Below are 24348 nucleotides of genomic sequence, written 5' to 3'. Positions count from 1 at the left end.
CCCGGTAATTTTCAGGCTAATTCGTCACAGACAAAATGAGCCGATTTTTTCGCAGACCAGTAACGACGTTTTGTCGCCTGTAATTTTTCATACGCGGCCAGCAGTGTCTGATGCGCCGGGAACGCGTGCAGATCGCGGTCAACCACCTGCAGACCGTAGAACGGCGCCTCACCGCTGATGGCAGCAGAAGCGGCGCCGACGGCGGCTTCGCCATACATGCGCACAAAGGCGCGATGATACTGCAGCGGATCGCGATCTTCTTCCATCGCCAGCAGCAGCAGAGTCTGCAGGCAGCGATAGTAATTGGCACGCTCAGGGCTGAAGATCGACTGGTTGAACTCCATGGTCCATTCCGTCCAGATCAGCGCCTGATCCAGATCGCCACCGGCCAGCGCTAGCATCGCTTTCAGCTCGCCAATACGCAGCGTGAACCAGCCGTTGTCTTTGCCGGTCGCCAGCCCCAGCAGTTCACGCACGCGGGTGAAGTCATCATGGCCTTCTTCATCCAGCTGTTCGATCAGAGCCAGATACTCCTCGGGTTGCCACTGGGTTGCCGGCAGTGACAGCAGCGTTTCACGCAGTGATGCACCCATGTTGTTATTCGCCAGCAGCAGATCTTCGGCAGGATAGATATCAGACATGCCCGGCACAATAATGCGGCAGGCGTAAACGCCTAGGTGTTCGTAGTCGGCGATATACACTTCTTTATTTTCCGCACGGAAGATCGCCATCAGCGTATCAAACTCTTCATGGGTGGTGCCGGCAAAGCTCCAGTCGACAAAGGGATAGTCGGCATCGTCTTTGAACATATCCCAAGAGATCAGGCCGCTGGAGTCAATGAAGTGGGTTTCAAGGTTAGCGTGTTCGGCCACTTCTTCATCATCAAAGGTGGGCGGGGTAAACACGTCGAGATCTTTCAGGCCGCGGCCCTGCAGCAACTCGGTGACGGTACGTTCCAGCGCGACACCAAAGTCCGGATGGGCACCAAAAGAGGCAAAGCAGGTGCCGTTAGCCGGGTTGAACAGCACCACACAGATCACCGGATAGTTGCCGCCCAGCGAAGCGTCATAGGAGAAAATCGGGAAACCTTCCGCCTCAAGACGATTGATAGCCTCCACCACGCCAAGATAGCGCTGCATCACCGCTTCAGGAATTTCCGGCAGGCTGATGGATTTCGCGATAATGCGGTTTTTTATATGGCGCTCAAACACTTCGGATAAGCCCTGTACGCGCGCTTCATTGGCGGTGTTGCCAGCCGACATGCCGTTAGACACATACAGGTTGCCGATGATGTTCATCGGAATGTAAACGGTTTGCTGATCGGACTGGCGGGTAAATGGCAGGCCGCAAATACCGCGATCGGCATTACCAGACTGCAGATCCACCAGATCGGACGCGCTCAGGCTCTGTTCCGGATCGTAAAACTTACACAGGCGTGCATCCAGAATGCCTTCCGGCAGGCTGTCATCGTCGGTCAGCGGGAACCATTTCTCGTTCGGGTAGTGCACGAAGTCGCCGTTTGCGATGGTTTCGCCCAGCCAGAAATCGGCAAAGAAGTAGTTGGTTGAGAGGCGTTCAAAATATTCGCCCAGCGCTGAGGCCAGCGCCGCTTTTTTACTGGCGCCTTTACCGTTAGTAAAACAGAGCGGGCAGTCGCGGTCGCGAATGTGCACTGACCAGACGTGCGGCACCGGGTTCAGCCAGGAAGCTTCTTCAATGTTGAAACCCAGATCCTGCAGTTTCTGCTGGAAGCGTGCGATGGAGTCTTCCAGTGCGGCGTCTTTACCTAGAATAAACGTTTGCGTCATGGTGGCGCTCTCTCAAGTCGATGGTTGGGCGTAAAGCGCACAATAAAATAATACGGGTTTTTCGCCTGCTTCGCTATTGCTCCGCCAAATTTCTCAACGCATTGTTACGGCTTTTTCGCGCTCTGGCAGCTGTCTGATTTTACTTCACCGGGCTGCCTCACAAAATTCCGTAGCTTATTACATTTGTGACATAAGCTGCGGTGGAGCGGGCTCTGGAAATGTGATCGCTGCCGGATAAATGATTGCAGCCATCCGGAGGCAATGATAAAACCGATGGGGTATTCATAACCGTTCGATATGACAATGGTGAGGGGAAATGGCGCAAGTTTATAATTTTAGCTCCGGACCGGCAATGCTACCGGTGGAAGTGCTTCGTCGTGCAGAACAAGAACTGACAAACTGGCATGGCTTAGGCACCTCGGTGATGGAAATCAGTCACCGCAGCAAAGAGTTTATTGAAGTCGCGGAAGCGGCGGAGCAGGATTTTCGCGATCTGCTGAAAATCCCGGCCAACGACAAAGTATTATTCTGCCATGGCGGCGCGCGTGCGCAGTTCGCGGCAATCCCGGGCAATCTGCTGGGCGATGTCAGCCGCGCGGATTACATCGACGGCGGCTACTGGGCGCACAGCGCTATTAAAGAAGCAGAAAAATTCTGCTTGCCGAACGCCATTGACATCAAAACCACCCGTGAGGGTAAACGCGCACTGTTACCGATGCGTGAATGGCAGCTCAGCGATGATGCTGCTTATGTGCATTTCTGCCCGAATGAAACCATCGACGGTATTGCCATCGATGAAGAGCCAGACTTCGGCGATAAAGTGGTGGTGGCCGATCTCTCTTCGACCATCCTGTCCCGCCCACTCGACATCAGCCGCTACGGCGTGATTTATGCCGGCGCGCAGAAGAACATCGGTCCCGCTGGCCTGACGCTGGTGGTGGTGCGTGATGACCTGCTGGGCAAAGCGCAGCGCTGGGTACCATCCATTCTCGACTACAAAGTGCTGGCCGAAAACGATTCGATGTTTAACACGCCGCCGACGTTTGCTTGGTATCTCTCCGGCCTGGTGTTCAAATGGCTGAAAGAGAAGGGCGGTGTAGCAGAGATGGACAAGGTTAATCAGGCGAAAGCCGATCTGCTGTACGGCGTGATTGATAGCAGCAGCTTCTACCGTAACGACGTCGCCAGTGAAAACCGTTCCCGTATGAATGTGCCTTTCCAGCTGGCCGATGCTGCGCTGGATAACTTGTTCCTTGAGGAATCACTGAAGGCGGGCCTGCATGCGCTGAAGGGGCACCGTGTGGTTGGCGGTATGCGTGCCTCGATCTACAATGCGATGCCGCTGGAAGGCGTTAAAGCGCTGACCGAATTCATGGTCGACTTCGAACGTCGTCACGGTTAATTATCTACTTTAGTGCCAGCCTGCCCGGCTGGCATCAGACCCTGTCACTGGACAGGGTCTCGTATTTCTGGAGATTTTGTTTCACATGCAGGACTCCCTGACTTTACAGCCGATTGCCCGCGTTGACGGCACGGTAAACTTACCAGGCTCAAAAAGCGTATCAAACCGCGCCCTGTTACTGGCCGCGCTGGCGAACGGCACCACGCGCCTGACCAACCTGCTCGACAGCGATGATGTTAAACACATGCTTAATGCGCTGCAGGCGCTGGGGGTCAGCTATACCCTATCAGCCGATCGCACCGTGTGTGAAGTGGTCGGCAACGGTGGACCGCTGCGTGCTGATCAGCCGCTGGAATTGTTTCTAGGCAATGCCGGAACCGCGATGCGTCCGCTGGCGGCAGCACTGTGCCTCGGCGAGCAGTCGGTGGTGCTGACCGGCGAACCGCGCATGAAAGAGCGTCCTATCGGCCATCTGGTCGATGCGTTACGGCAGGGCGGCGCGCGCATTGATTACCTCGAACAAACCGATTATCCGCCGCTGCGTCTGAATGGCGGATTTACTGGCGGCGAAGTCAGTGTCGATGGCAGCGTTTCCAGCCAGTTCCTGACGGCGCTGCTGATGACCGCGCCGCTGGCACAGAACGACACCACGATCACCATTAAAGGCGAGCTGGTTTCCAAACCTTACATTGATATCACCCTGCACCTGATGCGTTGCTTTGGCGTGGACGTTGATAATCAGCACTACCAGCGCTTTGTGATGAAAGGTCAGCAGCAGTATCAGTCGCCGGGTGATTATCTGGTGGAAGGCGATGCGTCGTCAGCGTCCTATTTCCTTGCCGCTGCGGCAATCAGAGGCGGCACGGTGCGCGTTACCGGGATTAGCCGCAACAGTGTGCAGGGCGATATCCGTTTTGCCGACGTGCTGGAGAAGATGGGAGCGGTGATCGAGTGGGGCGACGATTATATTGCCTGCACGCGCGGTGCGCTGAACGCCATTGATATGGACATGAACCATATTCCGGATGCGGCAATGACAATCGCTACCACCGCGCTGTTTGCTAAAGGCACCACGCTGATGCGCAACATCTACAACTGGCGCGTAAAGGAAACCGATCGCTTGGCGGCCATGGCAACCGAGTTGCGTAAAGTCGGGGCGGAAGTGGAAGAGGGGCACGATTTTATTCGCGTCACACCGCCTGCGCAGTTACTGCACGCCGATATCGGAACGTACAACGATCACCGTATGGCGATGTGTTTCTCGCTGGTTGCACTGTCCGACACGCCGGTAACCATTCTCGATCCCGGCTGTACGGCAAAAACCTTCCCGGATTACTTCCAGCAGCTGGCAAAAATCAGCCACGCATCCTAATCCGCCCGTCCGGTACCGCTGTGCCGGGCTTCTGAACCCTCTGCTGGCCTCACTGGCGGGAAATTGTTCTGAAACTGTCGAAATTTCTGGCACTGTCTACGCTAAAGGGTAACCAAGCGGACGCGGGCAGCGTATAATGCCGCGCAATCCAGACAGCCAAGAAGGCTGATCATCAGCACGCAGCAACAGGAGAGAACAATGACGGCAATCGCCCCGGTAATTACCATTGATGGCCCAAGCGGCGCGGGTAAAGGGACTTTATGTAAAGCGATGGCGGAGTCGTTGCAGTGGCACCTGCTGGATTCAGGGGCTATTTATCGCGCACTGGCTCTGGCCGCGCTGCATCATCAGGTGGATATCGAGTCCGAAGACGCGCTGGTGCCAATGGCGGCGCACCTTGACGTGCGCTTTCTGTCGGTAGACGGTGAAATGCAGGTAGTGCTGGAAGGTGAGGATGTCACCGGCGAAATCCGCACCCAGGAAGTGAGCAATACGGCGTCGCGCGTGGCGGCATTTCCGCGCGTGCGTGAAGCCTTGCTGCGCCGACAGCGTGCTTTCCGCGAGGAGCCGGGTTTAATCGCCGATGGACGTGATATGGGCACCGTGGTTTTCCCGGACGCGCCCGTTAACATTTTCCTTGATGCCAGCTCCGAAGAGCGTGCGCATCGCCGTATGCTACAGTTGCAGGAAAAGGGCTTTAGTGTTAACTTTGATCGCCTTTTATCCGAGATAAAGGAACGCGATGACCGCGATCGTAACCGCGCCATCGCGCCTTTAGTGCCAGCCGCTGATGCTCTGGTGCTGGATTCAACCAGCATGACCATTGATCAAGTGATTGAAAAGGCACTAGATTATGCCCGCCAGAAGCTGGGCATTTGATCTTTTCGGCGACCGAATTGTAGTAACCCTGTGCCAGGGAAGCGGTGCAGGGCATGTGAAACAACCCCATCCGACAATGACGTCAGGTGGACGTTAAATTGAAGAATCCTAAGATTATCAATATGACTGAATCTTTTGCTCAACTCTTTGAAGAGTCCCTGAAAGAAATCGAAACCCGTCCGGGTTCCATCGTTCGTGGTGTCGTTGTTGCTATCGACAAAGACGTCGTGCTGGTTGATGCGGGTCTGAAATCTGAATCTGCTATCCCTGCAGAACAGTTCAAGAACGCAGCCGGCGAACTGGAAATCCAGGTGGGCGACGAAGTTGACGTTGCTCTGGATGCAGTAGAAGACGGCTTCGGTGAAACCCTGCTGTCCCGTGAGAAAGCTAAACGTCACGAAGCTTGGATCACGCTGGAAAAAGCTTACGAAGACGCTGAAACTGTTACCGGTGTTATCAACGGCAAAGTTAAAGGTGGCTTCACAGTTGAGCTGAACGGTATTCGTGCGTTCCTGCCAGGTTCACTGGTTGACGTCCGTCCGGTCCGCGACACGCTGCACCTGGAAGGCAAAGAGCTTGAATTCAAAGTAATCAAGCTTGATCAGAAGCGTAACAACGTCGTGGTTTCTCGCCGCGCGGTTATCGAATCTGAAAACAGCGCTGAGCGCGATCAGCTGCTGGAAAACCTGCAGGAAGGCATGGAAGTCAAAGGTATCGTTAAGAACCTCACTGACTACGGCGCATTCGTTGACCTAGGTGGCGTTGACGGCCTGCTGCACATCACCGATATGGCGTGGAAGCGCGTTAAGCATCCAGGCGAAATCGTCAACGTGGGCGACGAAATCACTGTTAAAGTGCTGAAGTTCGACCGCGAGCGTACTCGTGTATCTCTGGGCCTGAAACAGCTGGGCGAAGATCCATGGGTAGCTATCGCTAAGCGTTATCCGGAAGGTACCAAACTGACCGGTCGCGTGACCAACCTGACTGACTACGGCTGCTTCGTTGAAATCGAAGAAGGCGTTGAAGGCTTGGTACACGTGTCTGAAATGGACTGGACCAACAAGAACATCCACCCATCTAAAGTTGTCAACGTAGGTGACGTGGTTGAAGTTATGGTTCTGGACATCGACGAAGAGCGTCGTCGTATCTCCCTAGGTCTGAAGCAGTGCAAATCTAACCCATGGCAGCAGTTCGCAGAGACCCACAACAAAGGCGATCGCGTTGAAGGTAAAATCAAGTCAATCACTGACTTCGGTATCTTCATCGGCTTGGACGGTGGCATCGACGGTCTGGTTCACCTGTCTGACATCTCCTGGAACGCGACTGGCGAAGAAGCCGTTCGTGAGTACAAAAAAGGCGACGAAATCGCTGCCGTTGTACTGCAGGTTGACGCAGAGCGTGAGCGTATTTCTCTGGGCGTGAAGCAGCTGGCTGAAGATCCATTCAACAACTACATCACCCTGAACAAGAAAGGCGCAATCGTGACTGGTAAAGTCACTGCAGTTGACGCTAAAGGTGCTACAGTAGAATTAGCTGACGGCGTAGAAGGTTACCTACGCGCTTCTGAAGCTTCTCTGGACCGCATCGAAGACGCCACTCAGGTTCTGAGTGTAGGCGACGACGTTGAAGCGAAATTCACCGGCGTTGACCGTAAGAACCGCGTTGTGAGCCTGTCTGTTCGTGCTAAAGACCAGGCTGACGAGAAAGAAGCTATCAACACTGTTAACACCAAACAGGAAGATGGCAGCTTCTCTAACGCAATGGCTGAAGCGTTCAAAGCGGCTAAAGGCGAGTAATCGACCCGAAGCACCGGACGGTCAAAATCGTCCGGTTTCGGTAAAAGCTGTCATACCTTTCCAAACAGGGATTAACCGGAGGTTACATGACCAAGTCAGAACTGATTGAAAGACTTGCCGGCCAGCATACTCATATCCCGGCGAAAGTCGTTGAGGATGCGGTCAAAGAGATGCTCGAGCACATGGCCACTACGCTGGCCCAGGGCGAGCGCATTGAAATCCGGGGATTCGGCAGCTTTTCTTTGCACTACCGCGCACCGCGCACTGGTCGTAACCCGAAAACGGGTGACAAAGTGGAACTGGAAGGTAAATACGTTCCCCACTTCAAGCCAGGCAAAGAATTGCGTGACCGTGCAAATATCTACGGCTAAGCCGTTACCGAACGATAAAAACGACACCTTTAGGTATCGTTTTTTTTTGCCTCGCGTTCAGGTTTGCGATCCTGCTTCCATGTTGCTGTTCATCCCCTGCAACAACCATAAACTGCGCGTAATCCCTCTCTGAAATCGAAATTTAGCCGCATGCTTTTGCCTCTGCCAGCACGCACAATCCGGGGCAATGACAGAAGAGGGCGTGCGCGTGACAATAACAGTGGTAGCCAGAATGATGCTCCTCGCGGCGCTGCCGCTGGGTATGCTGCCGCAGATCCCCGCTTACAGCACCATTGTGCTGCTGTTAATAAGCGCACGGTTGCTGGCATGTACGTCAGTAATGCTCTTGCGCTACGCTGGCCTGGGCTTGCTGCTGTTGAGCTGGGCATTGATCGAGGCGCGTCAGACGGTCGATAACCTTGAGCAACTGACCGTGGCACCGGTGGCGGCCACGCTCAAGATAACTGCAGTGAATCCCGCGAAGAACCAGCTCACGGCGCAGATAATCCGGGCAGGTGATCGCTACATCTTTCCACCGTTGTTTGTCACGCTGCGTAATGTCAGTGATGAGGTCGTCTGGTGTGCGGGACAGCGCTGGCAGATGCAGCTGCGGCTACGTGCGGTGCACGCCCGGCTCAACGAGGGCGAATTTGATCTGCAACGTTTTGCCATTGCTAACCACAGCGCGCTGCAGGGGCGTATTGTCAGCCAGCAGGCTGAGTCTCTGCGCTGCAACTGGCGGACGCGTTTTATCGATCATCATCTGGCTCGTTTCACCGGATTAACGCAGCCCGCGATAATACAGGCACTGGCCTTTGGCGTGCGTGATGCGATGACCCCGGCCCAGCGAACATTGCTGCGCGAAACCGGTACCGCGCACCTGATGGCAATCTCCGGCATGCAGATCGCGCTGGCGGCCAGCGTAGGCTGGCTACTGGCGCGCGTCATCCAGTTAGTGTTACCTGCCAGGCAGATCGGCTATCTGATGCCGCTGCTGATCAGCGGGTTAACGGCGGCAGCCTATTGCTGGATCTCCGGCAGTCATCCGCCGGCACAGCGCGCGATGCTGGCGTTAACGCTGTGGCTGGCGACGCGTATAGCTGGCTGGCAACTGAGCAACTGGCAGGTGTGGGCGCTCTGCGTGGGGAGTTTGTTATGGCTTGATCCGCTGACGGTGCTGTCAGAGAGCTTCTGGCTGTCGGCGCTGGCCGTGGCGATGCTGATACTGTGGTTTCAGTGGTTTCCTCTGCCGCCGCGTTTCCGCCAGCCGCGCCGCTGGCTAGTGCTGCGACTGCTGCACCTGCAATTGGGCATGATGATTCTGATGGCGCCGCTGCAGATCTTTCTGTTCCACGGGCTCAGCCTGAGCGCACTAGTGGCCAACCTGCTGGCGGTGCCGGTGGTGTCGCTGATTACCGTACCGCTGATTCTGCTGGCGATGCTGTTGCCGCTGCCTGCAATCGCCATTCCGCTATGGCAGCTGGCCGATCTGTCGGTCAGCCTGGTGATGCAGGGGCTGGCGTGGCTGCCCGCCGGCTGGTGGCGCTGGAGCGATACGCTGCCGGCGGTGCTGCTGCTCTGGGCCGGGCTGGCGCTGTGGGCCCAGCGGCTTGCTCGCGAGGGCGCTGATGCCTTGCTGCGCGCTGTTGCTCTCGCTGTGGTTCTGGCGCAGCAATGCCCAGCAGGACGACTGGCAGATTGACATGATCGATGTCGGACATGGTCTGGCGGTGGCGATCAGTCAGGGAAATGAGGTGATGCTGTATGACAGCGGACCCGGTTGGGCAGAGGACAATGCGGGCGGGCGCGTTCTGTTACCCTGGCTGCACTACACCGGGCGCCAACTGCAAGGGGTGATCCTGAGCCACAAGCATCTCGATCACCGTGGTGGATTAGCCGCGCTGCAACAGGCGCAGCCTGGTCTGCGGGTACGCAGCGCGCTCGGCGAGCCCGGGCATCTGCCGTGCTATCGCGGCCAGCAGTGGCAGTGGGGACGTTTGCACTTTCACGTGCTATGGCCGCCGCACGCGCAGACCGCCGGGCAAAATAACGACTCCTGCGTGGTGCGCGTGGATGATGGTCAGTTCAGCCTGTTACTGACCGGGGACATTGAGCTGGAGGCGGAGCGCAAGCTGGTCGCCCTGGAAAAGGACGGCTTACAATCCACTGTTATCCAGGTGTCCCATCATGGCAGCCGGAGCTCCTCCGGCGCTTTACTGTTACGGAGTGTTGCCGGGCAGGCGGCGCTGGCTTCGCTGGTGCGCTATAACGCCAGGCGTATGCCCGCCGTCGCCGTGGTCCAGCGTTACCGTGAGCAGGGCTATCGCTGGTATGACACTGCGCAATCAGGCCAGATTCACATCGCGATACGGCAGGGTCGCTGGCAGATTAAGGAGTTAAGAGAGCAAATAATCCCCGCTGGTATCATCAGTGGTTTGGCGTCAAACGCGATTCCAGGTAGAATGAGCGGCTATTTCAAACAGCGTGAATAAATAATGCATCAAGACAAAGACCTCTCAACGTGGCAGACATTTCGCCGACTCTGGCCGATGATTGCACCGCACAAGGCTGGCCTGATTGTGTCCGCCGTGGCGCTGATACTCAATGCGGCAGGCGACACCCTAATGCTCTCCCTGTTGAAACCTTTACTGGATGATGGTTTCGGCAAAGCCGACAAATCCGTTCTGCTGTGGATGCCGCTGGCAGTCATCGGCCTGATGCTGATCCGCGGCGTAACCAGTTATATCTCCAGTTACTGCATCTCATGGGTCTCCGGCAATGTGGTGATGAACATGCGCCGTCGCCTGTTCGACCACATGATGGGCATGCCGGTTGCGTTCTTTGACCAGCAGTCTACCGGTACGCTGCTGTCGCGTATTACCTACGATTCTGAACAGATGGCCTCTTCCTCCTCCAGCGCGCTGGTGACGGTGGTACGCGAAGGCGCGTCGATTATTGGCCTGTTCATCATGATGTTCTACTACAGCTGGCAGCTGTCACTGATTCTGATCCTGCTGGCGCCGCTGGTCTCTTTTGCCATCCGCACCGTCTCCAAGCGTTTCCGCAGCATCAGTAAAAATATGCAGAACACCATGGTGCAGGTGACCACCAGTGCTGAGCAGATGCTGAAAGGGCATAAAGAAGTGCTGATTTTTGGCGGACAGGAAGTGGAAGCTGAGCGTTTCTCGCAGGTGAGCAATAAAATGCGCCAGCAGGGTATGAAACTGGTCTCGGCCTCTTCGATTTCCGATCCGGTAATCCAGCTGATCGCATCGCTGGCGCTGGCTTTTGTGCTGTATGCGGCCAGCTTCCCGAGCGTAATGGATACCCTGACTGCCGGTACCATTACCGTGGTGTTCTCGTCGATGATCGCCCTGATGCGTCCGCTGAAATCGCTGACCAACGTCAACGCCCAGTTCCAGCGCGGCATGGCGGCATGTCAGACGCTGTTCACCATTCTGGATAGCGAGCAGGAGATCGACAACGGCAAACGCGAAATCACGCGTGCGAAAGGGGATGTTGAATTCCGCAACGTGACCTTTACCTATCCGGGCCGCGACATTCCGGCGCTGCGTGATATTAATCTCACGCTGCCCGCGGGTAAAACCGTGGCGCTGGTGGGCCGTTCCGGCTCGGGTAAATCCACCATGGCCAGCCTGCTGACGCGTTTTTACGATATCAACGAGGGCGAGATTCTGCTGGATGGCCACGACCTGCGGGAATATACCCTGCGCTCGCTGCGTAATCAGGTGGCGCTGGTCTCGCAGAACGTCCATCTGTTCAACGACACCATCGCCAATAACATCGCTTATGCGCGCAACGGTGAATACACCCGCGAGCAAATCGAGCAGGCGGCGACCATGGCGCACACCATGGACTTCATCAACAAGATGAATAACGGTCTCGATACGGTCATTGGTGAAAACGGCGTGCTGCTGTCTGGCGGCCAGCGTCAGCGTATCGCCATTGCCCGTGCGCTGCTGCGTGACTGCCCGATTTTGATTCTGGACGAAGCCACTTCGGCGCTGGATACCGAATCCGAACGCGCCATCCAGTCGGCGCTGGACGAGCTGCAAAAGAACCGTACGTCGCTGATGATTGCGCACCGTCTCTCCACCATTGAAAAGGCCGACGAAATCGTGGTGGTCGAGGATGGGCGTATCGTGGAACGCGGCACCCATGAGGTGCTGCTGGCGCAGAAAGGCGCTTACGCGCAGCTGCACAAACTGCAGTTCGGTCAATGATTGAACGTATCTGGAGCGGACGCTCGCCGCTGTGGCTGCTGTTGTGGCCGCTGAGTCTGCTGTATGGCGCTATCACCTGGCTGATTCGCCTGAGCTATCAGCGCGGCTGGCGTACCCGCTGGCGCGCGCCCTGTCCGGTCATTGTCGTTGGCAACCTGACCGCGGGCGGCAACGGCAAAACACCGCTGGTGATTTGGCTGGTGCAGGCGCTGCAACAGCAGGGGCTGCGTCCGGGCGTGGTGTCGCGTGGTTACGGCGGTAAAGCGGAACGCTATCCGCTGCTGGTCAATCAGGATACCGCGACGGAACAGGCTGGTGATGAACCGGTGCTGATCGCCCAGCGCACCCAGGTGCCGGTCGCAGTAGCACCGCAGCGCCGGCTGGCAATCGAGGCCCTGCTGGCGGCGCATCCGCTGGATGTGATTGTGACGGATGATGGCCTGCAGCACTATGCGCTGCAGCGTGATCGCGAAATCGTCGTCGTGGATGGCGTGCGCCGCTTTGGCAACGGCTGGTGGTTACCGGCCGGACCGATGCGTGAACGCGCGTCACGGCTGGAGCAGGTCGATGCCGTGGTGGTCAACGGGGGCAGCGCGCAGGCTGGCGAGATCGCCATGACGCTGCAGCCGGGTCTGGCGGTCAATCTGCTGACCGGCGAACAGGCTGCGCTAACGCAGCTGCCGGCCATTGTCGCGATGGCCGGCATCGGTCATCCGCCGCGTTTCTTCACTACGCTGCAGCAGCTGGGCGTGCAGCCGGTGGCAGAGATTGCCTTTGCCGATCACCACGCTTATAGCGAAGAAGAGTTACGCAGCCTGACCCAGGATGCACAGTGCCTGCTGATGACAGAAAAAGACGCGGTCAAATGCCGCCATTTTGCCCGCGCTAACTGGTGGTATCTGCCGGTGGATGCGCATCTGGCGGGCGCGCCGCTGGCCGCATTGCTGGCCAATCTGACTCAACTCTGTACGGCTGCGCGCGACGCCCGGTCGCGCTAACAATCCAAAGGGACGACGTAATGACCAGCACGCATTCCCTCTCTCTGCAAACCGCCCGCAACCTGCACCTCTCTGCCCAGGTGCCTGCTACGCCCGCCGCGCCGCCAGGCGCGTTTTGCCGATATTCACGCCTGTGTGCGGCAGATATGTCGCTGCTGCAAATCGATACCATTAATGTGGCCGCGCGCAGTCCGTATCTGGTTGCTGTTCAGCCGCCTAGGCGCTTTTCCTGCTGAGTGGCTGGAGCAAACGCTGGCGGCGGGCGCGCTGTTTGAATACTGGGCGCATGAAGCCTGTTTTATCCCTTTTGAAGATTATCCGCTGCTGCGTCACCGGATGCTGGCACCGCAGCGCCTGGGCTGGAAATACAATCAGCAATGGGTGGATCAGCATCAGCAGGAGATCGCCGATCTGCTGCAACATATCGCCGCCACCGGTCCGGTACGCGCCGCTGATTTTGCCAGCGACAAGCACACCAAACCCGGCTGGTGGGCGTGGAAGCCGCACAAGCGACATCTGGAGAACCTGTTTAGCGCCGGTGAACTGATGGTTGTCGAGCGCCGTAACTTCCAGCGCGTCTACGATCTGCGTAGTCGGGTGATGCCGCGCTGGCGCGACGAGGAGCATGCGCTGAGCGAGAACGAGGCGGTGATGCAGATGCTGGATCACAGCGCGCGCAGCCTCGGCATTTTCCGTGCCAGCTGGCTGGCCGATTACTACCGTCTGAAACGCGCGCCCATCGCAATCTGGCTGGCGCAGGCCGCTGAGCAGGGCGTTATTCAGCGCGTTGAGGTTGAGCAACTGGGCGAGATGTGGCTGCACCATACGCTGCTGCCGCAACTGGCGCAGCCGCAGGCCGCCACGCACAGCGCGCTGCTGTCACCGTTTGATCCGGTGGTATGGGATCGCCGCCGCGCGCTTGAGTTGTTTAATTTTGACTACCGCATCGAGTGCTATACGCCGGAGCACAAACGCAAATACGGCTATTTTGTCCTGCCGCTGCTGCACCGCGGCGTACTGAAGGGGCGCGTCGATGCCAAAATGGATCGCTAGGCGCAGCGCCTGATTTTGCGGGCCTTCTGGCTAGAGCCCGGCGTGCGCGTGAGCCAGCAGTTTCTCGCCGATGTGCATAAAGCCATCAACCGCTTCGCCGCTTGGCAGGGCGCCAGCGAAGTGGTGCTGGAAAACGCGCCCGATGCGCTGCGGGCCGCCTAGTCCACGCGCTGGCACGTCAGCATATAAGCCGATGGCGGCGCGCCGTCCCTGATTGCGCTATGGTATGCTAATCCTCTGACGTATCGGTCCTGAAAGGAGAAAAGTATGGATCACCGTTTACTTGAGATTGTGGCCTGTCCGGTCTGCAACGGAAAACTGTATTACAACAAAGAGCAGCAGGAGTTGATCTGCAAACCTGACGGCCTGGCATTCCCGGTGCGTGACGGTATTCCGGTATTGCTGGAAGTAGAAGCGCGCACCCTGTCCGTTGAAGAGATTCATCCATGAGTTTCGTGGCGATTATTCCGGCACGCTACGCCTCCACGCGCCTGCCGGGCAAACCGCTGCTGGATATTCACGGTAAACCGATGGTGGTGCACGTGATGGAGCGTGCACGTGAGTCCGGCGCCGAGCGGGTCATTGTGGCCACCGATCATCCTGACGTGGCGGCGGCGGTGACCGCTGCCGGTGTGGAAGTCTGCATGACGCGTGCCGACCATCACTCTGGTACCGAGCGTCTGGCCGAGGTGATTGAAAAGTATCAGTTTGCTGACGATACCATCATCGTGAACGTGCAGGGCGACGAGCCGATGATACCGGCGGAGATTGTGCGTCAGGTCGCGGAAAATCTGGCCCAGGCGGATGCCGGCATGGCCACGCTGGCGGTACCGATTCATGAGGCAGAAGAGGCGTTCAATCCCAACGCGGTAAAAGTGGTCACCGATGCCAGCGGCTATGCGCTCTATTTTTCACGTGCGACCATTCCGTGGGATCGCGAACGTTACGCGCAGTCGCGTGAGCAGATTGGCGACACGCTGCTGCGCCACATCGGTATCTATGCCTATCGCGCCGGTTTCATCCGTCGCTATATGGCATGGCAACCCTGTGCGCTGGAGCAAATCGAGTTGCTGGAGCAGCTGCGCGTGCTGTGGTACGGCGAAAAGATCCACGTGGCGGTAGCGGCCACCGTGCCGAGCGTTGGTGTGGATACGCCGGACGATCTGCTGCGCGTGCGTGAAGCGATGCAGGCGTGATTGTCAGCGGCCAGCGACCCGGCTGGCCGCAAAGTTTGATCTGGCGCTAAGTTTCGCGCCGTCATGACCTCCAGGATGGTGCAATGAGTTAACTCCGGAGAACTCTTCCATGGAACAACTTCGTGCAGAACTGGCGCTGGTGCTGGGCGAAGGCGTTAGCCGGCTGGAAACCATCAGCGAACAGGCACAATCGCGTTTTTACGCCCTCTATGATGACCACGGTAAGCCGATGCCGCTGGTAGCGAAATATTTTCGTCATCAGGGACGCGCCGCGCTCGAAGCGAAAAAACTCACCATGCTGGCGCATGAAGGGCTGATTACGCTGCCCACGGTATACGGCCTGGTTTTGAGTCAGCAACCACCGGCGCATGAAATGCTGCTGCTGGCGCGCTTAAATGGTGTATCGGCCGAAGCGCCAGCGCGCACGGCAGCGCGCTGGGAGCAGCTGTGTGAACAGATTGTCGAAGGGCTGCTGGCGTGGCACCGCATTGACAGCCATGGCTTGGTCGGCAGCGTTGACAGCGTGCAGGAAAATCGCTGGCCGGCGTGGTATCGCCAGCGGGTGGAAGTGCTGTGGTCCACGCTGGGCTATTTGTCGCTCCCCTCCCCCCCCCCCGGATTTACCCCTGCCGATCGCCAGATTCTGTTTCGCAGCCGCGAACAGCTGGCGCAGCTGTTTGCTGGCTTTGACGACCCGTGTGTGCTAATGCACGGCAATCTGCGTCTCGCCAGTATGCTGAAAGACCCGCACAGCGATCAGCTGGTGGCGATGACCCAGCCGGGCACCATTTTGTGGGCACCGCGTGAGTATGAGCTAATGCGCCTGGCGGAAAACGGTGCTGAAGCATCGCTGCTGCAGCACTATTTACAGTGCGCGCCGGTGGATGAAGGTTTCGTCTGGCGCCGCTGGTTCTATCAGCTGTGGGATTGCGTTGACACGCTGGTCAGCAGCGGCCAGTTTGACCGCCCGCGCTTTGACCATGCCCGCGCGCAGCTACTCCCCTGGCTCGGCTGAATGTTCGCCACTGCCGCGCAGCCGCTGCCAGATCAGCCCCAGTGTTTCATATACCGCGCGCTGGCTATGGCTGAGCCACAGCAGTGAGGGCAGCGTGCGATCCCAGACGCTGATCGGTGAGGTGATCGCCAGCTGGTTAGCCGGTGCCGGTAGCGGATTCAGGCCGGCGCTCTGGAAAAAGTGCATGGCGCGTGGCAGATGGTTGGCAGACGTCACCAGCAGAAACGGCTGCTGCCCGATGGTCTGCTTCACCGCCAGCGCTTCTTCGCCGGTGTCATGCGGTTGATCCAGCACGATAATGGCATCGTCGGGCACGCCAAGGCTGCGCGCCACATCGGCGGCAACGCTGGCGTTGCTGCGCGGATTGTAGCCCGCAGCGGCACCGGTGAAGATCATTTTGGCCTGAGGATAGCGCCGCCACTGGCAGACGCCTTCGGTCACGCGCGGCAAGGCTGTTGTTCAGCAGGTTGGAGCTCGGTGCCCACTGCCGATTATAGGTGTAGCCCCCGCCCAGCACCACGATATAGTCCACCGGCTCGCTGCCATTCCACGTAGCATACTGGTTTTCCAGCGGTGCTAGCAGCCGATCGGCCACCGGTTGCAAACTCAGCAGTAACAGCATCAGCCAGCTCAATAAGATAAGGATTTTGCCGCTTTTTTGCCAGCGGCTGAACCAGAGCAGTAAAAGTTCTGCCGCCATAAGCGTTAACAGCAATGGCAAAGGCAGTAGCATCGCGCCAATCCATTTTTTTAAGGCAAAAAACATCGAAAGCGTCTCCTTTTGTCCGAAAAAACAGCAGCCAGACAGTTACTGCGGCATGAAAGGTTCATTCTTGTTGAGCCTGTGACAAAATAGCACAAGTTGAATGCAGCAAAGCGGAGCCATCACCATGCAGGATCGTAACTTTGACGATCTGGCGGATAAATTCTCGCAAAATATTTATGGCACCCGTAAAGGCCAGGTACGTCAGGCGATCATCTGGGATGAGCAGGACGCCATTCTGCCGACGCTGCCCGCCGGCCCGCTGACGGTGCTGGATGCCGGTGGCGGCGTCGGACAGATCTCCAGCGGCCTCGCCGCGAAGGGGCATCAGGTACTGCTGTGCGACCTGTCGGGCGAGATGCTCAAGCTGGCCGCCGCCCATGCGCACAGCGCAGGTGTGAGCCACAGCATGCAATTCAAACAAATTAGCGCTCAGCAGGTTGGCGAACATTTGGATAAGCCGGTGGATCTGGTATTGTTTCACGCTGTGCTTGAGTGGGTGGAGGATCCGCTGGCGGTGCTGCAGGCGCTGTGGCATACGCTGAAACCCGGTGGTGTGCTGTCGCTAATGTTTTATAACGCGCACGGCCTGACGTTCCGCACCCTGACGCTCGGCAATTTCGGCTATCTGCGCGCCAACATGAACAAGCGCAAAAAACGCACGCTGTCGCCGGATTTCCCCCGCGATCCTGACGATGTACAGCGCTGGCTGACGCAATGCGGATTTATCACCGAGCAGCGTGCCGGTATCCGCGTGTTCAGTGACTACATGAAGCCGCAGCCCGGCGCCGGGAAGAGCGTTGAGGAAATTATTGAGATGGAACGGCGCTACTGTCGTCAGGAGCCCTTTTTGAGCTTAGGGCGCTATATCCACGTGACTGCGCGCAAACCTAGGTAGAAGGATCAACTATGAGCGAATTTTCCCAGACGGTCCCCGAACTGGTGGCATGGGCGCGCAAGAATGACTTTTCCCTTGCGCTGCCGGTAGAACGTCTGGCGTTTTTGCTGGCCATCGCCACCCTCAACGGGGAGCGCATGGACGGCGAGATGAGTGAAGGTGAGCTGATTGACGCCTTTCGTCACGTCAGCAAAGCGTTTGAACAAACCCACGAAACCGTTCAGGTCCGTGCCAATAACGCCATCAACGACATGGTGCGTCAGCGCCTGCTTAACCGTTTTACCAGCGAGCTGACCGAAGGTCACGCCATCTATCGTCTGACGCCACTGGCGATCGGCATCACCGACTATTACATCCGCCAGCGCGAATTTTCCACGCTGCGCCTGTCGATGCAGCTGTCGATTGTCGCGCAGGAGCTGAAGCGCGCCGCCGACGCCGCCGAGGAAGATGGCGACGAATTTCACTGGCACCGCAACGTCTTTGCGCCGCTGAAATATTCGGTCGCGGAAATCTTCGACAGCGTCGACATGACGCAGCGCCTGATGGACGAACAGCAACAGGCGGTAAAAAGCGACATCGCCGATCTGCTGAACAAAGACTGGCGCGCGGCCATCTCCAGCTGCGAGCTGCTGCTGTCGGAGACCTCCGGCACGCTGCGCGAACTGCAGGATACGCTGGAAGCAGCAGGCGACAAGCTGCAGGCTAACCTGCTACGGATTCAGGACGCCACGCTGAGCAGCCCGGATCTGGGCTTCGTCGACAAGCTGGTGTTTGACCTGCAAAACAAGCTCGATCGCATTATCAGCTGGGGCCAGCAGGCCATCGATCTGTGGATCGGTTACGACCGCCACGTGCATAAATTTATTCGTACCGCCATCGACATGGATAAAAACCGCGTGTTCGCGCAGCGTTTACGCCAGTCGGTGCAGAACTATTTCGATCAGCCGTGGGCGCTGACCTACGCCAATGCCGACCGTCTGTATGACATGCGCGATGAAGAGATGACGCTGTGTAACGACGAGGTGATGGGCGAGCTGCCGCCGGAGATGGAGTACGAAGAGTTTAACGAAATCCGCGAGCAGCTAGCAGCGATGATTGAAGAAGCGCTGCAGATTTATAAGCAGCAGCAGAAGCCGCTGCATCTCGCCACGGTGATGCGTGACTATCTGGCGCAGTATCCCCGCGCGCGCCACTTCGACCTCGCACGTATCGTCATCGATCAGGCGGTGCGACTCGGCGTGGCCGAAGCCGATTTAGCCGGTCTGCCTGCGGAATGGCAGACCATCAATGATTACGGAGCCAAGGTGCAGGCACATGTCATCGACAAATATTGAACAAGTGATGCCGGTCAAACTGGTGCTGGCACTGGCAAACCCGATTTTTTCCGCGCTTGATAGCCAGTTACGCGCCGGCCGCCACATTGGTATTGAAGAGCTGGATAATCACGCTTTTCTGATGGATTACCAGCCGTTTTTAGAAGAGTTTTATGCGCGCTACAACGTTGAGTTGATCCGCGCACCGGAAGGTTTTTTCTATCTGCGTCCGCGCTCAACCACGCTGATCCCGCGCTCGGTGCTGTCCGAGCTCGACATGATGGTGGGTAAAATTCTCTGTTATCTCTACCTGAGCCCGGAGCGGCTGGCCAACGAGGGCATTTTCACCCAGCAGGAGCTGTACGACGAGCTGCTGTCGCTGGCGGATGAAAGCAGGTTGCTGAAGCTGGTTAACCAGCGCTCCACCGGGTCGGATCTGGATCGCGCCAAACTGGAGGAGAAGATGCGTGCTTCGCTCAGCCGTCTGCGCCGTCTCGGCATGGTGTGGTTTATGGGCAACGACAGCAGCAAGTTCCGCATTATGGAGTCCGTTTTCCGCTTTGGTGCGGATGTGCGCAGCGGTGACGACGCACGTGAAGCGCAGCTGCGCCTGATTCGTGACGGTGAAGCGATGACGCTGGAGAACGCACCGGTCGCCAGTGAGAGCGACGAGGCAGAAAATGACAGCGAAAACGACGCGAGCGAGCGCGCGGAGGATGAACAGGCATGATTGAACGCGGTAAATTTCGATCGCTCACGCTGATCAACTGGAACGGTTTCTTTGCCCGCACCTTTGATCTAGATGAGCTGGTCACCACGCTGTCCGGCGGTAACGGTGCCGGTAAATCGACCACCATGGCGGCGTTTGTTACGGCACTGATTCCGGACTTAACCCTGCTGCATTTCCGTAATACCACCGAAGCCGGTGCCACGTCCGGCTCGCGCGACAAGGGCCTGCACGGCAAACTGCGCGCGGGCGTCTGCTATGCGGTGCTGGACGTGGTCAACTCGCGCCATCAGCGCGTGGTGGCTGGCGTGCGCCTGCAGCAGGTGGCCGGACGCGATAAGAAAGTCGACATCAAGCCGTTCAGTATTCACGGGCTGCCGACCGATACGCTGCCAACCGATATGCTGACCGAAATTCTCGGCAGCCGTCAGGCGCGCGTGCTGCCGCTGGCAGAAGTGAAGGAGCGGGTGGAAGCGCAGGAGGGCGTGCAGTTCCGCCAGTTCAACTCGGTCACGGACTACCACGCCATGATGTTTGAGCTCGGCGTGGTACCGCGTCGCCTGCGCACCGCCGGCGATCGCAGCAAATTCTACCGTCTGATCGAAGCCTCGCTGTATGGAGGTATCTCCAGCGCCATTACCCGGTCTCTGCGCGATTACCTGTTGCCGGAAAACGGCGGCGTGCGTAAAGCGTTCCAGGATATGGAAGCGGCGCTGCGCGAAAACCGCATGACGCTGGAAGCGATTTGCGTCACGCAGTCGGACCGCGATCTGTTTAAGCATCTGATCTCTGAAGCCACCAGCTACGTTTCTGCCGACTATATGCGCCACGCCAACGAGCGTCGCATCCATCTCGACGGTGCGCTGCAGCTGCGTAACGAGCTGTTCACCAGTCGCAATCAGCTGGCATTGGAACAGTATCGTCACATCGAAATGGCGCACGAACTCTCTGAGCACAACGGCGCAGAGAGCGATCTGGAAACCGATTATCAGGCGGCGAGCGATCACCTTAATCTGGTCCAGACTGCGATGCGTCAGCAGGAGAAGATCGCGCGTTACGACGCCGATCTGGAAGAGCTGAACTATCGCCTCGAAGAGCAGAATGAAGTGGTGGCCGAAGCGCGTAAGATGCAGGAAGAGAACGAAGCGCGCGCAGAAGCGGCGGAAATTGAAGTCGACGAGCTGAAAAGCCAGCTGGCCGATTTTCAGCAGGCGCTTGATGTGCAGCAAACCCGCGCCATTCAGTATCAGCAGGCGCTGCAGGCGCTGGAAAAAGCGCGGGCGCAGTGCCAGCTACCGGACCTCACCATCGACAACGCCGCAGAGTGGCAGGAAACCTTCCAGGCGCGCGAAGAAGAGGCCATCGAACGGCTGCTGCGCTTGGAGCAGAAGCTGAGCGTGGCGGAAGCGGCGCACAGCCAGTTTGAACAGGCGCTGGCGCTGGTCACCAGCATTGCCGGTGAGGTAAGCCGTCAGGATGCGTGGCAGGTCGGGCGTGAATTGCTGCGTGATGCCGCCAACCAGCGCCATCATGCCGAGCAGCTCTCTTCGCTGCGTCTGCGTCTCAACGAACTGGAAACCCGCCTGCGCGAGCAGCATGACGCCGAGCGTCTGCTGGCTGACTTCTGTAAACGTCAGGGCCAGCAGTATGACGCTGACGCGCTGGAAGGCCTGCAGCGTGAACTGGAAGCGCAGATAGAGCAGCTGAAAGAAAGCGTGGCCGACGCCGGTGAACGCCGCATGCTGATGCGCCAGGAGCTGGAGCAGCTGCGCGAGCGCATCACTGCGCTGAGCGCGTGGGCACCGCACTGGCTGGCGGCACAGGAGATTCTCACCCAGCTGAGCGAGCAGACCGGCCAGACGCTGAGCAGCAGCCAGCAGATCACCGAATATATGCAGCAGCTGCTGGAGCGCGAGCGTGAAACCACCGTCGAGCGTGATGAAGTGGCGGCGCGCAAGCGTGAAGTTGAGCAGCAGATTGCGCGACTCAGCCAGCCGGGCGGCGCGGAAGATGCGCGCCTGACCCAGCTGGCGGAGCGGTTTGGCGGCGTGCTGCTGTCAGAAATTTACGATGACGTCACGCTGGATGATGCGCCGTACTTCTCCGCGCTGTATGGCCCATCACGTCACGCCATTGTGGTACCGGACCTGTCGCTGGTGCGCGGGATGCTCGACGGCCTTGAAGAGTGTCCGGAAGATCTCTATCTGATCGAAGGCGATCCGCAGTCGTTTGATGACAGCGTCTTCAGCGTCGACGAACTGGAAAATGCGGTCGTCGTCAAAGTGGCGGAGCGCCAGTGGCGTTATTCGCGCTTCCCGAAAGTGCCGCTGTTTGGTCGCGCGGCGCGGGAAAATCAGCTGGAGCTGTTGAACAATGAGCGCGACCAGCTGGCCAAACGTTTTGCCACGCTGTCGTTTGACGTGCAGAAAACCCAGCGACTGCATCAGTCGTTTAGCCGCTTTATCGGCAGCCATCTGGCGGTGGCCTTTGACGAAAATCCGGAAGCGCAGATGCGCCAGCTCAATAGCCGTCGTGGCGAGCTGGAGCGTGCGCTGGCGCAGCACGAGAATGACAACCAGCAGCAGCGTGCCCAGTTTGAGCAGGCAAAAGAGGGCGTGGCGCAGCTCAACCGCCTGCTGCCGCGCGTTAACCTGTTGTTTGACGACTCGCTGGCCGACCGCTGCGAAGAGATTCGTGAGCGGGTGGAAGAAGCCCAGGAAGCCGCGCGCTTCCTGCATCAGCACGGCGCGAAACTCAGCAAGCTGGAGCCGCTGGTGGCGGTGCTGCAGAGTGATCCGCAGCAGCACGAACAGCTGACGCGTGAATATCAGCAGGCGCAGCAGCAGCAGCGCGAAGCGCGTCAGCAGGCATTTGCCCTGACCGAAGTGGTGCAGCGCCGCGCGCACTTCAGCTATGAAGATTCGGCCGGCATGCTGATCGGTAACAGCGATCTCAACGAAAAACTGCGCCAGCGTCTGGAGCAGGCGGAAGGCGAACGCAGCCGCGCGCGCGAACGCCTGCGCGAACATCAGGCACAGCTGACGCAGTATTCCCAAGTGCTGGCGTCACTGAAGAGTTCGTACGACGCTAAGCGCGACATGCTGAAAGAGTTGCAGCAGGAGATGCAGGATATTGGCGTGCACGCCGATGCCAGCGCCGAGGAGCGCGCGCGCAGCCGGCGTGACGAACTCTACACGGCGCTCAGCCACAACCGTGCGCGTCGCAATCAGCTGGAGAAACAGCTCACCTTCTGCGAAGCAGAGATGGATAGCCTGCAGAAGAAACTGCGCAAGCTGGAGCGCGATTATCACCTGATGCGTGAGCAGGTCGTCAGCGCCAAAGCGGGCTGGTGCACCGTGCTGCGCCTGGTGAAAGAGAACGGCGTCGAGCGCCGTCTGCATCGCCGCGAACTGGCTTACCTGAGCGGCGACGAGCTGCGCTCGATGTCGGATAAAGCCCTCGGTGCGCTGCGCCTGGCGGTCGCGGATAATGAACATCTGCGCGATGTGCTGCGCATGTCGGAAGATCCAAAACGGCCGGAGCGCAAGATTCAGTTCTTTATCGCCGTCTATCAGCATCTGCGTGAACGTATCCGTCAGGACATTATTCGTACCGACGATCCGGTTGAAGCCATCGAGCAGATGGAGATTGAGCTGAACCGTCTGACCGAAGAGCTGACGGCGCGTGAGCAGACGCTGGCGATCAGCTCGCGCAGTGCGGCCAATATTATCCGCAAAACCATTCAGCGCGAGCAGAACCGCATCCGTCAGCTGAACCAGGGCTTGCAGGCGGTGAGCTTTGGCCAGGTGCGCAGCGTGCGGCTGAACGTCAATGTGCGCGAAACGCACGCCATGCTGCTGGATACACTGTCGGAAGAGCATGAGCAGCATCAGGATCTGCTTACCAGCAATCGCCTCACGTTCTCGGAAGCGCTGGCGAAGCTGTATCAGCGTCTCAATCCGCATATTGATATGGGCCAGCGTACGGCGCAGACCATCGGTGAAGAGCTGCTCGACTACCGCAACTACCTTGAGATGGAAGTGGAAGTGAACCGCGGCTCCGACGGCTGGCTGCGTGCCGAAAGTGGGGCGCTGTCGACCGGTGAAGCGATCGGTACCGGCATGTCGATTCTGGTGATGGTGGTGCAGAGCTGGGAAGAGGAGTCACGGCGTCTGCGCGGTAAAGATATTTCACCTTGTCGCCTGCTGTTCCTGGATGAAGCCGCGCGTCTTGATGCGCGCTCCATTGCCACGCTGTTCGAACTGTGCGAGCGTCTGGAAATGCAGCTGGTGATCGCCGCGCCGGAGAATATCAGCCCGGAAAAAGGCACCACTTATAAGCTGGTACGTAAAGTCTTTAACAATACGGAGCATGTGCACGTGGTCGGACTGCGCGGTTTCTCCGCCGATCCGACGCCGGTGAAACAGGAAAATCCCGGCGCAGGCGTGGCCACTGAAAATAGCTAGCAGCAAATCTGGTTAAAAATTCAGGCTGCGGTTAATCTGTAAACGGC

17 protein-coding genes and 2 pseudogenes are annotated in these 24348 nt (G+C 58.1%); 17 read left to right on the top strand and 2 right to left on the bottom strand.

The genetic code is table 11. The features are described 5' to 3' along the window. Positions 1-11: 11 nt before the first annotated feature. On the bottom strand, positions 12-1808 hold the full coding sequence (ycaO, locus tag AC6I8M_RS09245) for a 30S ribosomal protein S12 methylthiotransferase accessory factor YcaO (RefSeq protein WP_058948800.1): 1797 nt from the start codon (positions 1806-1808) through the stop codon (positions 12-14). Positions 1809-2124: 316 nt separating this feature from the next. On the opposite strand from ycaO, the gene serC reads away from it, so the two are divergent. The 13 genes and pseudogenes from serC (at position 2125) to AC6I8M_RS09180 (ending at position 16134) form a co-directional block, all read left to right on the top strand. After that, positions 2125-3210: a 3-phosphoserine/phosphohydroxythreonine transaminase gene (gene serC, locus AC6I8M_RS09240; RefSeq protein ID WP_010618279.1), complete on the top strand. Its 1086-nt coding sequence runs from the start codon at positions 2125-2127 to the stop codon at positions 3208-3210. Between the two features lie 85 nt (positions 3211-3295). Continuing rightward, the gene (gene aroA / locus AC6I8M_RS09235) at positions 3296-4582 is read left to right on the top strand and encodes a 3-phosphoshikimate 1-carboxyvinyltransferase (RefSeq protein ID WP_010618278.1); all 1287 of its coding nucleotides are present in this window, start codon (positions 3296-3298) and stop codon (positions 4580-4582) included. A 198-nt stretch (positions 4583-4780) separates the two neighbouring features. Beyond that, on the top strand, positions 4781-5461 hold the full coding sequence (gene cmk / locus AC6I8M_RS09230; protein ID WP_010618277.1) for a (d)CMP kinase: 681 nt from the start codon (positions 4781-4783) through the stop codon (positions 5459-5461). Between the two features lie 122 nt (positions 5462-5583). Then, entirely contained in the window at positions 5584-7257 is a 1674-nt protein-coding gene (gene rpsA, locus AC6I8M_RS09225; protein WP_498013803.1) for a 30S ribosomal protein S1, read from the top strand. A gap of 86 nt (positions 7258-7343) precedes the next feature. Further along, positions 7344-7628: an integration host factor subunit beta gene (ihfB, locus tag AC6I8M_RS09220; RefSeq protein WP_010618275.1), complete on the top strand. Its 285-nt coding sequence runs from the start codon at positions 7344-7346 to the stop codon at positions 7626-7628. A gap of 232 nt (positions 7629-7860) precedes the next feature. After that, entirely contained in the window at positions 7861-9330 is a 1470-nt protein-coding gene (locus AC6I8M_RS09215) for a DNA internalization-related competence protein ComEC/Rec2 (RefSeq protein WP_318285128.1), read from the top strand. Then, positions 9257-10120: a DNA internalization-related competence protein ComEC/Rec2 gene (locus tag AC6I8M_RS09210; RefSeq protein ID WP_318285127.1), complete on the top strand. Its 864-nt coding sequence runs from the start codon at positions 9257-9259 to the stop codon at positions 10118-10120. Before AC6I8M_RS09215 ends, AC6I8M_RS09210 begins: the two co-directional genes overlap by 74 nt. A gap of 3 nt (positions 10121-10123) precedes the next feature. Next, on the top strand, positions 10124-11872 hold the full coding sequence (msbA, locus tag AC6I8M_RS09205) for a lipid A ABC transporter ATP-binding protein/permease MsbA (protein ID WP_010618274.1): 1749 nt from the start codon (positions 10124-10126) through the stop codon (positions 11870-11872). Further along, on the top strand, positions 11869-12870 hold the full coding sequence (gene lpxK, locus AC6I8M_RS09200; RefSeq protein WP_010618273.1) for a tetraacyldisaccharide 4'-kinase: 1002 nt from the start codon (positions 11869-11871) through the stop codon (positions 12868-12870). Before msbA ends, lpxK begins: the two co-directional genes overlap by 4 nt. Before the next feature lie 20 nt (positions 12871-12890). Next, positions 12891-14085 (top strand): annotated as a pseudogene (locus AC6I8M_RS09195) (winged helix-turn-helix domain-containing protein). 105 nt (positions 14086-14190) lie between these two features. Then, positions 14191-14373 carry a Trm112 family protein gene (locus tag AC6I8M_RS09190; protein WP_010618270.1) on the top strand — a complete coding sequence of 61 codons (183 nt, stop codon included), beginning with the start codon at positions 14191-14193 and terminating at the stop codon, positions 14371-14373. After that, positions 14370-15119, top strand: a complete 750-nt coding sequence (gene kdsB / locus AC6I8M_RS09185) for a 3-deoxy-manno-octulosonate cytidylyltransferase (RefSeq protein ID WP_010618269.1) — start codon at positions 14370-14372, stop codon at positions 15117-15119. The genes AC6I8M_RS09190 and kdsB overlap by 4 nt, the downstream gene beginning before the upstream one ends. A 109-nt stretch (positions 15120-15228) precedes the next feature. Next, complete coding sequence (locus AC6I8M_RS09180; RefSeq protein ID WP_022547565.1) at positions 15229-16134, top strand: YcbJ family phosphotransferase; 906 nt, start codon at positions 15229-15231, stop codon at positions 16132-16134. On the opposite strand, the pseudogene elyC reads toward AC6I8M_RS09180, so the two are convergent. Beyond that, a pseudogene (gene elyC / locus AC6I8M_RS09175) lies at positions 16114-16900 on the bottom strand (envelope biogenesis factor ElyC). The gene AC6I8M_RS09180 and the pseudogene elyC sit on opposite strands and share 21 nt — an antisense overlap. A gap of 124 nt (positions 16901-17024) precedes the next feature. Here elyC and cmoM point away from each other — a divergent pair. Genes cmoM through mukB form a run of 4 tightly spaced genes read left to right on the top strand, consistent with a single transcriptional unit; the run spans position 17025 to position 24301 of the window. Beyond that, complete coding sequence (gene cmoM / locus AC6I8M_RS09170) at positions 17025-17795, top strand: tRNA uridine 5-oxyacetic acid(34) methyltransferase CmoM (protein ID WP_010618783.1); 771 nt, start codon at positions 17025-17027, stop codon at positions 17793-17795. A gap of 11 nt (positions 17796-17806) precedes the next feature. Next, a complete protein-coding gene (gene mukF, locus AC6I8M_RS09165) occupies positions 17807-19129 on the top strand; it encodes a chromosome partition protein MukF (protein WP_010618782.1) in 1323 nt (440 codons plus the stop codon). Then, entirely contained in the window at positions 19110-19838 is a 729-nt protein-coding gene (mukE, locus tag AC6I8M_RS09160) for a chromosome partition protein MukE (RefSeq protein WP_041387086.1), read from the top strand. Before mukF ends, mukE begins: the two co-directional genes overlap by 20 nt. Then, positions 19835-24301, top strand: coding sequence for a chromosome partition protein MukB (gene mukB / locus AC6I8M_RS09155; protein WP_058948798.1), 4467 nt, complete (start codon positions 19835-19837; stop codon positions 24299-24301). The genes mukE and mukB overlap by 4 nt, the downstream gene beginning before the upstream one ends. Positions 24302-24348 lie beyond the last annotated feature (47 nt).

It is taken from the genome of Type-A symbiont of Plautia stali, from assembly GCF_059731155.1.
The sequence above is the reverse complement of the archived record's forward strand: the minus strand, read 5'-3'. Positions and strand labels throughout refer to the sequence as shown.